This is a genomic window from Azospirillum sp. A29 (genome assembly GCF_042604625.1).
Classification (GTDB): domain Bacteria; phylum Pseudomonadota; class Alphaproteobacteria; order Azospirillales; family Azospirillaceae; genus Azospirillum; species Azospirillum palustre.
The window spans coordinates 1,185,260-1,194,774 of sequence record NZ_CP170460.1; the positions used below are offsets into that span (position 1 = coordinate 1,185,260).

The 9,515-nt window shown below is 70.0% G+C and carries 8 protein-coding genes; all 8 read left to right on the forward strand.

Features of this window, described 5'->3' with window-relative positions; translation table 11 throughout:
* Window positions 1-95 precede the first annotated feature (95 nt).
* The 8 genes from ABNQ38_RS05225 (at window position 96) to ABNQ38_RS05260 (ending at window position 9,434) form a co-directional block, all read left to right on the forward strand.
* Window positions 96-2,372, forward strand: coding sequence for a TonB-dependent siderophore receptor (locus ABNQ38_RS05225; protein WP_377806045.1), 2,277 nt, complete (start codon window positions 96-98; stop codon window positions 2,370-2,372).
* Between the two features lie 19 nt (window positions 2,373-2,391).
* On the forward strand, window positions 2,392-3,315 hold the full coding sequence (locus ABNQ38_RS05230; RefSeq protein WP_377806046.1) for an ABC transporter substrate-binding protein: 924 nt from the start codon (window positions 2,392-2,394) through the stop codon (window positions 3,313-3,315).
* A complete protein-coding gene (gene fhuB, locus ABNQ38_RS05235) occupies window positions 3,308-5,302 on the forward strand; it encodes a Fe(3+)-hydroxamate ABC transporter permease FhuB (RefSeq protein ID WP_377806047.1) in 1,995 nt (664 codons plus the stop codon). Before ABNQ38_RS05230 ends, fhuB begins: the two co-directional genes overlap by 8 nt.
* On the forward strand, window positions 5,302-6,438 hold the full coding sequence (locus tag ABNQ38_RS05240) for an SIP domain-containing protein (protein WP_377806048.1): 1,137 nt from the start codon (window positions 5,302-5,304) through the stop codon (window positions 6,436-6,438). Before fhuB ends, ABNQ38_RS05240 begins: the two co-directional genes overlap by 1 nt.
* A gap of 53 nt (window positions 6,439-6,491) precedes the next feature.
* On the forward strand, window positions 6,492-7,259 hold the full coding sequence (locus ABNQ38_RS05245; RefSeq protein ID WP_377806049.1) for an ATP-binding cassette domain-containing protein: 768 nt from the start codon (window positions 6,492-6,494) through the stop codon (window positions 7,257-7,259).
* Between the two features lie 172 nt (window positions 7,260-7,431).
* Complete coding sequence (locus ABNQ38_RS05250; RefSeq protein WP_377806225.1) at window positions 7,432-7,653, forward strand: MbtH family protein; 222 nt, start codon at window positions 7,432-7,434, stop codon at window positions 7,651-7,653.
* Entirely contained in the window at window positions 7,650-8,420 is a 771-nt protein-coding gene (locus ABNQ38_RS05255) for a thioesterase II family protein (protein WP_377806050.1), read from the forward strand. Before ABNQ38_RS05250 ends, ABNQ38_RS05255 begins: the two co-directional genes overlap by 4 nt.
* Before the next feature lie 15 nt (window positions 8,421-8,435).
* On the forward strand, window positions 8,436-9,434 hold the full coding sequence (locus tag ABNQ38_RS05260; protein ID WP_377806051.1) for a TauD/TfdA family dioxygenase: 999 nt from the start codon (window positions 8,436-8,438) through the stop codon (window positions 9,432-9,434).
* The last annotated feature ends 81 nt before the right edge of the window (window positions 9,435-9,515 follow it).

The window sequence follows — 9,515 nt, forward strand, 5'->3', positions numbered from 1 at the left end:
TTAATATTCGCCTACCCCCTTCGTCTTAGAGCCGGGAGACGGATTTCGCGAGAGAGCGGAACCCGTCGGATAGAGCTTCAGTTGGGGGAACTGTGATGGAGAGTGAGGTTGGCGCGGCCGGATCGGCCGGTCGTCTGGCGACGGGCAAGCACGGGCGTTTGAAATCCTTCCTGCTGGCGACGACGATGGCCGGTCTGGCGCTGCTGGCGAACCAGCCGGCCGGTCTGGCGCAGCAGGCGACGAACGGCGGCCAGGCCGGCCAGGGCAGCGGGCAGGCCACCAGCGGAGAGGCCGCCACCGGCGCCGGCATTGTTCTCGACCCGATTTCCGTTCAGGGAGTCGTCGGTGGCACGGAGGGCTATGTCGCCACCCGCAGCGCCGTCGGCACCAAGGTCGAGACGCCGCTGGTCGAAATCCCCCAGACGATCTCTGTCGTGACCCGCAAGGAGCTGGACCAGCGCGCGGTGCAGGATTTCGCGGGCGCGGTCGCATACTCGCCCGGCATCGCCGTGGTCGATTATCCGGGCGGACCCGGCGCCCCTGATTTCTCGATGCGCGGCTTCCGCGATTTCAACCTGTTCGGCATCTACCGCGACGGCCTGCGTGCCGGCTTCAACAACTACGACACCAATTTCGAGCCCTACGGGCTGGAGCGCGTGGACGTCGTGAAGGGCCCGTCGTCGGTCCTGTTCGGCCAGACCTCGCCCGGCGGCGTGGTGAATCTCACCACCAAGCGGCCGACCGACAAGCCGCTGCACGAGATCGAACTGCAAACCGGCAGCTATGACCGCCGTCAGGCCGCCTTCGATTTCGGCGGGCCGGTGGATGGCGACGGCAAGGTCCTGTACCGCCTGACCGGCCTCGGCCGCCTGTCCGACACCCAGGTCGACCATGCGCCCGACGACCGCTTCTACATCGCGCCGGCGGTGACCTTCAAGCCGACCGACAAGACCAAGATGACCCTGCTCGCCAGCTATCAGAAGCTGAAGATGAGCGGGGCGGAACAGAGCATTCCCCGCGATGCGATGGGCCAGATCGGCACCGATCTCTTCTTCGGCATTCCCGGCTATTCCGACTGGAAGGTGCAGAACACCACCGTCGGTTACGAGCTGGAGCATGAGATCAGCCCGAACTGGACCTTCCACCAGAATGCCCGCTACATGCATTCGAAGGTCAACTTCGTCAGCGCCTTCAGCACCGCCTGGCCGGTGGAACTGGTGAATGGGCGCGATTATCCGGTCGGGGTGCAGGACCGTCCGAAGACGACCGAGACCTACCTGCTCGACAGCAACGTCCAGGGCAAGGTGCAGACCGGCGCGGTGTCGCACACCATCCTGGCCGGTGTCGACTACGGCTACTACATCGGGCGGGAGACGCGGCGCAACTCGCTGAACGAGCTGGTGATCGACGTTCTCAACCCGAGCTATCCGGGGACCGATTTCCTCTATGGAAACCCCTGGGTGGACGGCAAGAGCAACCTGACCCAGATCGGCGCCTACCTCCAGGACCAGCTGCGCTACGACAACTGGATCCTGACCCTCAGCGGCCGTCAGGATTGGGTGGTCGACAAGGAGACGGACAACCTGTCCAGCAGCTCCCAGACCGCGCGCGACCATCATTTCACCGGCCGTGTCGGCCTGGGCTATGTCTTCGACAATGGCATCGCGCCCTATGCCAGCTATGCGACCTCCTTCCAGCCGACCACCGGCACCTACGCGCCGCAGCGCGGCGGCGGCACCTTCAAGCCAACGACCGGCACCCAGTACGAGGTTGGCGTGAAGTACCAGCCGAACGGCTGGAACAGCTTCATCTCGGCGTCGCTCTACCACATCACGCAGCAGAACGTGGTCACCAACGACCCGGTCTACAGCGGCTTCGCGGTGCAGGACGGCGAAATTCGCAGCCGCGGCATCGAGCTGGAAGGCAAGATGGAGTTGACGGAGGAGCTCAGCCTGATCGCCTCCTACGCCTTCGTCGATGCCGAGATCACCAAGGACAATCCGGCCGTCGGTTCCAGCGCCAGCTCGGTCGGGCTGCGTCCGAAGGGGATTCCGCGCCACATGGCCTCGGCCTGGGGCGACTACACCTTCAAGTCCGGTCCGCTCACCGGCCTCGGCTTCGGGGTGGGTGCGCGCTATGTCGGCTCGTCCAAGAATGCCGGCAACACCGAGACCATCCCGGACTACACGCTGGCCGACGCCGCCGTCCGCTACGACCTGGGTGCCCTGCGGTCCGAACTGCAGGGGGCCAGCGTGGCGCTCAACGTCAGCAACCTGACCGACAAGAAGTATTATTCGGCGGGCTTCTACGACAACACGGTGCTGTACGGCAACCGCCGCCAGGTCCTGGCGACGCTGAAGTACAGCTGGTAAGGCGGGACCGTTGCCGCCGATGCCCGAGATGACCGGCGCCGTCGACCGGCGCCGGTTCCTCCATGCCGCCGCCGCGCTGCCGCTCGGCCTTCTGGCCGGCGGTGCGCGGTCGGCGGAGCCGAGGGCGGACGGCGGGGTCTGCGCGCTCGATTGGACGAGTGCGCAGGCGCTGCTGTCCCTGGGCATCGTTCCGTGCGGGCTGCCCGAGATCGACCGCTACCGCCGCTCCGTGATCGAGCCGGCGGTGCCGGGGAGCGTTCCGGACATCGGTGCCAGGGCGGAGCCGAACCTGGAACTGCTCGACCGGCTGGCGCCGGCACGCTTCGTCACCGATGGCATGCTGTCGGCGGTGCGCGGCCGGCTGGAGCGGATCGCGCCGCTGACCCTCTATCAGTCCTTCGACACGGGATCGGGGGAGGACGGGGGGCGGAACGGTCAGCTCGCCTTCGCCATCGCCTCCCTGCGCCGGTTGGCCGGCAAACTGGGTGTGTCGGAGGCGGCGGAGCTTGCGGTCGCGCGGTTCGAGCGGGCGCTGGACGAGGCGCGGGCGCGCCTGTCCGGCGTGCCCTTGCGCCCTCTCTATGTTCTCAGCGTCCTCGACGGGCGCCGCGTCCTCATCCATGGGCGCAACAGCCTGTATCAGGATCTCCTCGACCGGTTGGAGATCGAAAATGCCTGGACCGGTCCCAGCGGCCCCTATGGCCACGCCACCGTGACCATGGACCGTCTAACCGGCCGTCCCGATGCCGAACTGGTCAACATCGGCAGCGAGGGAAAGCGGGCGCTGGAGGCGCTGGCTGACCTGCCGCTGTTCGCCGGGCTGCCCTTCCTGCGCGAAGGCCGGGTCACCATCCTGCCGCCCATCCTGTTCTATGGCGGCGTCCCGACGGCGGAGCGTTTCGTCCGTCTGCTCGGCGAAAGGCTTCCGCAGCGCCATGGCTGACACCGCGATCCCGACCCCGTCCCGCCGGTTCGGTCCCGCCTGGCCGGTGACCGGCCTGTTCCTGCTGGCCGGGCTGGCATCCTTTCTGGTGCTCGGCCGGCAACTGCCGCCGGAGCTGTGGTGGAGGGCGCTCGTCGATCCCGATCCGGCGCGCCTCGACCAGCTTGCCGCCCACTATGTCCTGTTCCCGCGCTTCGCGGTCGCCCTGCTGATCGGGGCGGCGCTGGGGCTTGCCGGCACCATCCTGCAGCAGGTTCTGCGCAACCCGCTGGCCGAACCCGCCACTCTCGGCATTTCCGCCGGCGCGCACCTGTCGCTCGCCGTCGCTACCCTGTGGCTGCCGGACGCGCTGGCGCTGGGCCGGGAATGGGTCGCGCTGGCCGGTGCCGGACTGTCGGCGGTGGCGCTGCTGGCGCTGTCCTGGCGCAAGGGGCTGTCGCCGGTCACCGTCGTGCTGGCCGGCCTCGTCCTCAGCCTCTATGCCGGATCGGTCAGCGGCGTGATGGTGCTGTTCAACCACGACCTGCTGATCGGCCTCTTCCTGTGGGGCGCTGGCTTCCTCGACCAGCAGGATTGGGGCATGGCCGCCTTCCTGGCGCCCCGGCTGGCGGTACTGGCCGTCGCCGCGGCGCTGGTCCTGCGCCCGCTGGTCCTGCTCGGCCTGGGGGAGGGCGGGGCGCGCAGCCTGGGGCTGTCGGTTGTGGGCGCCCGTCTGGCCGGATTGCTGATCGCGGTGATGCTGGCTGCCCTCACGGTCGCCGCCGTCGGCGTGGTCAGCTTCGTCGGGCTGGCCGCCCCGACCATCGTCGGCATGGCCGGCGCCCGCCGGCTGGGGCAGCGGATGCTGTGGGCGCCGCTGTGCGGTGCCGCCCTGCTGTGGGCGACCGACGCCCTGGTGCTGATGGCGCCGATCACTTACCGCGAATTGCCGACCGGCGCCGTCACCGCGGTCCTGGGCGTGCCGATGCTGCTGTGGCTTCTGCCGCGGCTGCGGACCTCGGCACCGCCGGTCATGTCCGCCGCCGCCCAGCCGCCGCGCGCCTCCCGGCCCGCCCTGGTGCTTGCCGGCGCTGCCCTGCTGCTGCCCCTGGCCCTGTGGATGGCGGTCGCCTTGGGTCCCGGTCCGGATGGCTGGGGCTGGAGTTCCGGTGGCGATCTTGCCGCGCTGGAGCCCTGGCGGCTGCCACGGGCGCTGGCGGCGCTGTCCGGCGGGGCCATGCTTGCAGTCGCGGGTGCCATGCTGCAGCGGATGACCGGCAATCCGCTGGCGGCGCCGGAAATCCTCGGCGTGTCTTCCGGCGCGATCCTCGGTGTGATCGTGCTGATGTTCTCGGCGGATGCGCCGGAGCGTGGCGCGCAGATCGCGGCCGGCGGGGCGGGGGCGGTCGCGGTGCTGGCGGCGATGCTGGCGCTCGGCCGCAAGGACGGCTTCTCGCCCGACCGGTTGCTGCTGGCCGGAATCGCCACCAGTTCCATCTCCGGCATCGTCGTCGCCGTCCTGATGGCAGGGCAGGATCCACGCCTGCAAACGCTCGTCACCTGGTTGTCCGGTTCGACCTACATGGTGGGGTGGACCGACGGGCTGGTGGCGGTTCTGCTGGCGCTGCTCGCCATCGGCGCCATTCCCTTCGTCGCCCGCTGGCTCGATCTGCTGCCGCTCGGCGGCGGGGTGGCCGCCGCGCTGGGGGTCAGCCCATCGCTCAGCCGGATCGCGCTGTTCAGCCTTTCGGCCCTGCTGACCGCGGCGGCCACGCTGATCGTCGGTCCGCTGAGCTTCGTCGGGCTGATGGGGCCGCATCTGGCCCGCATGCTCGGCCTGCAGCGGGCGGCGGCCCATCTCGCCGGTTCCGCCATGCTCGGCGGCCTGATCATGCTGATGGCCGACTGGCTCGGCCGCAGCGTGATCTTTCCCTATCAGGTGCCGGCCGGGCTGCTCGCCTCGGTGATCGGCGGACCCTTCCTTCTCTGGCTGCTGGGACGGCGCTGATGCCCCGCTTCTCCTGCGATACCGCGATTCCTCACGACCGCCCCTCCGCTGCCGCGGACCGGCTGGTCGCCGCCGCCGAGCCCTATGGCCTGTCCTTCGTCCGCGAGGGCGACAGGCTGGCGGCGAGCGGCGCGTTCGGGCGGCTGGCTCTGACCGTCGGGGCCGACGCCCTGCATCTGCGGGCGGAGGCGGACGACCGCGGCCTTCTGGAGCGGCTGCGCGCTTCCGTCGGCGAACAGCTGGTCGGTCTGCTGGGCGAGGATGTCGCCATCGTCTGGACCGGCGATGTGGAGACCGGACCGCTCTTCGCCGATTTCCGCGAGATCCGTGTCGTCGCCGTTCGGGACCTGACGCCGCGCCTGCGTCGCGTCACCTTCCGTGGCCGTGACCTTGGCCGCTTCGCCACGGCGGACAACCTGCACGTCCGGCTCTATCTGCCGCCGGCCGGATTGGAGACGCCGTCCTGGCCGCGCCCCGGCCCCGACGGACGGCCGCTCTGGCCCGAGCCGGACCGGCGCCCGGCGGTCCGCTACTACACCCTGCGGCGCATCGATGCCGCTGCCGGCGAACTGGACATCGATTTCGTTCTTCATGCGGACGATACGCAGTCCGATGGTGGGCACCCCGGTGGCGCTCCCGATGGCGCTCCCGGCGGCGCTCCCGGTGCCGACTTCGCCCGGCGGGCCCGGCCCGGCGACCTCTGCGGCATGTCCGGTCCCTGCGGGCTCGGCATCCGTCCGGCGTCCTGGTACCTGCTGGCCGGCGACGAAACGGCACTTCCCGCCATCGCCCGCATCCTGGAGGAACTGCCGGCCGACGCCCGCGGCATCGCCCTGATCGAGGTGGAGGACGCGGCGGACGAACTGCCGCTTCAGGCGCCCACCGGTGTCTCCGTCCATTGGCTGCACCGCCGGGATGCCGGGATTGCGGGGCCGCTGGTCGAGGCGGTGCGCGCCCTGACATTGCCGTCCGACCCGGCCGCGCCGTTCGCCTGGGTGGCCTGCGAGTTCGACGATCTCGCCCTTCTGCGCGATCATCTGCGTGGATGCGGCATCGACCGCGACCGCCTGCTGACCGTCGCCTACTGGCGACGCACCCCGCCGGCCGCCTCATCAGACCGCAGGACTTCCGCATGACGTCTTCAACTGCGTCCCCGACAGCGCCCCCATCTGCGCCCCCGACAGCGCCGATGTTCCGTCTCGAAGGGGTGAGCTTCGCCTTGCCCGGCCGCCTCCTGCTCGACCTGCCGTCCTGCGACCTGCTTCCCCGCCGGGTGACCGCACTGATCGGCCACAACGGCTCCGGCAAATCGACCCTGCTGAAGATCCTCGCCCGTCAGCAACACCCCAGCGGCGGGCGGGTGCTGTTCGACGGCCAGCCTCTGGAGCGCTGGAAACAGCGAGCGCTCGCGCGCCGGATCGGGTACCTGCCGCAGCACATGCCGCCGGCCTCCGGGCTGCTGGTGCGGGAGCTGGTGGCGCTCGGCCGCTATCCCTGGCATGGCGCTCTTGGCGCCTTCCGGGCGGAGGATGCCCGCAAGGTGGAGGAGGCGCTGGTGCTGACCGATACCGTGCGGTTCGCGGACCGTCTGGTGGACAGCCTGTCGGGCGGCGAGCGGCAGCGGGTTTGGCTGGCCATGCTGATCGCGCAGGATGCCGGGTGCCTGCTGCTGGACGAGCCGATCTCGGCGCTCGACGTCGCCCATCAGGTGGAGGTGCTGGCGCTGGTCCGCCGGCTGTCGCGGGAGCGCGGCATCGGGGTGATCGCGGTGCTGCACGACGTGAATATGGCCGCACGTTTCTGCGACGACATCGTCGCTCTGCACGGCGGGCGGCTGATCGACCGCGGCACGCCGGCCGAGATCATGACCTCTGCCCGGCTGGGCGCCATCTACGGCCTGCCGATGGCGGTGATCCCCCATCCGGAGTCCGGGGAGCCCGTCGGGCTGGTCCGTTGACCGTCGCAGCACCCCTCGCATCGGTTGTTGCGAGGGGATTGTTGCGAGGGAATCGCAAAATCCTCCTAACGATTCGCCGCGCTGCTTCGTCCATTAGGGCAGGAGGGCGCCGGGCGCGGACCGTATGAGCGGCCGGACCGGCATGCCGCCCCACTCCCGACAGTGAACGAGGATTGCGATGGCGTTCGACCGCGAGGACATCACCTTCAAGGTGCTGGTCAACCACGAGGAACAATATTCCATCTGGCCGGACTACAAGGCGGTTCCGGCCGGCTGGCGCGAGGCGGGCAAGAGCGGTCCCAAGGCCGATTGCCTCGCCTACGTCGAGCAGGTGTGGACCGACATGCGGCCGCTCAGCCTGCGCCGCCAGATGGACGAAGCCGCCGCGCGATGACGTCCGCGACCGCCCCCGTCCTCGGTCGCGCGGCACCGCCGGCGATGCGGCTGTTCTGCCTTCCCTATTCCGGCGCCAGCGCGATGATCTATGCGCGCTGGAAACGCCTCGTGCCGTCCTGGCTGGAGGTGGTGCCGGTCGAGTTGCCGGGCCGCGGCCGGCGGATGGACGAACCCCCCAGGACCGACCTGACGGCGCTGGCCGCCGAACTGGCGGACGAGCTGGCTCCACAGGCGCAGGGCCCCTTCGCCCTGTTCGGACACAGCCTGGGCGGTCTCCTCGCCTTCGAACTGGCGCATGCCCTGCGCGGGCGGGGGCGGGGGGAACCGCGGGCGCTGTTCGCGTCGGCCGCCGCCGCTCCCAGCCGGCGCGAGGACGGGCGTTGGGCCGAACCGCTGGACGATGACGGGCTGGTCGCCGAGATGCGCCGCCTCAGCGGCACGGCCGAGGAGGTGTTCGGCAACCGCGACCTGCTGGAGATGGCCCTTCCGGTCCTGCGCGCCGACTTCCTGCTGTGCGGCCGCTACGCCTACCGTCGCCGGTCGCCGCTGGACTGCCCGATCCGGGTGTTCGGCGGCATGCAGGACGACATCGCCGCCGACCGGTTGCAGGCGTGGTCGGTGGAGACGCGGGGGAACTTCACCCTGGAGATGTTCGACGGCGACCATTTCTTCCTGCGCGCCCACGAGCGTCCGCTCCTCGACCGGCTGGCGGGATGCCTCGGCCGGCCTGCGGACGGCCCCGGCGGCATCGCCGCGACCGCCTGAATTCATGAGGGTCCCATGGCCGAGCCTAGTTTCACGATCGAAGACTTTCCCCATGCGCGCGGCGGCCTGCCGTTGCTGGTAAGGGCGCGCGATCCGCAGGTGGATCTGCTCGACGCCTTCGCCGCCGTGGAGCCGCTGGTGCGCGACTGGCTGCCGCGCTGTGCCGGCATCCTCTTCCGCGGCTTCGCGCTGGGTCCGGCCGCGGAATCCGCAGCGAACTCAGTAGAGCGCTTCCGCGCCTTCGCCGCCGCCTTCGGCCATCCGCTGCTGAGCTACGAGTTCGGCTCGACCCCGCGGACCAACGTGACGTCGGGCGTCTACACCTCCACCGAATATCCGGCCGACCAGCACATTCCCCTGCACAACGAGCAGGCCTACACCCGTGACTGGCCGATGCGCATCTGGTTCTGCTGCGTCCAGGCGGCACCGGTCGGCGGCGAGACACCGATCGCCGACAGCCGGGCGATCTACCGCCGGATTCCCGCCGACATCCGCGAGCGGTTCGAACGGCGCGGCCTGATGTATGTCCGCAACTACGGCAACGGGCTGGACGTGCCGTGGCAGAAGGTCTTCAACACGGATGACCGCGCGACGGTGGAGGCTTATTGCCGCGACCACGGCATCCTCTGCGACTGGAAGGAGGATGGCGAACTGCGCACGCGCCAGATCTGTCAGGCGACCGCCCGCCATCCGGTGACCGGGGAGCCGGTGTGGTTCAACCAAGCCCATCTCTTCCACGTCTCCAACCTTCCGGAGGAGGCGCGGTCGGCGCTGCTCGACATCCTCGACGAGGAGGATTTGCCGCGCAACGTCTACCACGCCGACGGCGGTCCCATCGATCCGGCCGACCTTGCCGCCATCCGCGCGGTCCTGGCCGACGAGACGGTGCTGTTCCCGTGGGAGACCGGGGACGTGATGATGCTCGACAACATGCTGGCCGCCCATGCCCGCACGCCCTTCAGCGGGCCGCGCAAGGTCGTGGTCGCCATGGCCGAACCCCACTCCGCCGATTAGCGGCATCGCCGGCGGGACCGATTCCCCGCCCGGCCCGCAATCACAGCCATCGACCGTTCCGCCCCATGGCTTGGCCGGGGG

What these genes read in the sequence shown, in the direction of transcription:
- fhuB (WP_377806047.1), top strand. Translation starts at nt 3,308, where the DNA reads ATGGCTGACACCGCGATCCCGACCCCGTCCCGCCGGTTCGGTCCCGCC.
- ABNQ38_RS05225 (WP_377806045.1), top strand. Translation starts at nt 96, where the DNA reads ATGGAGAGTGAGGTTGGCGCGGCCGGATCGGCCGGTCGTCTGGCGACG.
- ABNQ38_RS05260 (WP_377806051.1), top strand. Translation starts at nt 8,436, where the DNA reads ATGGCCGAGCCTAGTTTCACGATCGAAGACTTTCCCCATGCGCGCGGC.
- ABNQ38_RS05230 (WP_377806046.1), top strand. Translation starts at nt 2,392, where the DNA reads ATGCCCGAGATGACCGGCGCCGTCGACCGGCGCCGGTTCCTCCATGCC.
- ABNQ38_RS05245 (WP_377806049.1), top strand. Translation starts at nt 6,492, where the DNA reads ATGTTCCGTCTCGAAGGGGTGAGCTTCGCCTTGCCCGGCCGCCTCCTG.
- ABNQ38_RS05255 (WP_377806050.1), top strand. Translation starts at nt 7,650, where the DNA reads ATGACGTCCGCGACCGCCCCCGTCCTCGGTCGCGCGGCACCGCCGGCG.
- ABNQ38_RS05240 (WP_377806048.1), top strand. Translation starts at nt 5,302, where the DNA reads ATGCCCCGCTTCTCCTGCGATACCGCGATTCCTCACGACCGCCCCTCC.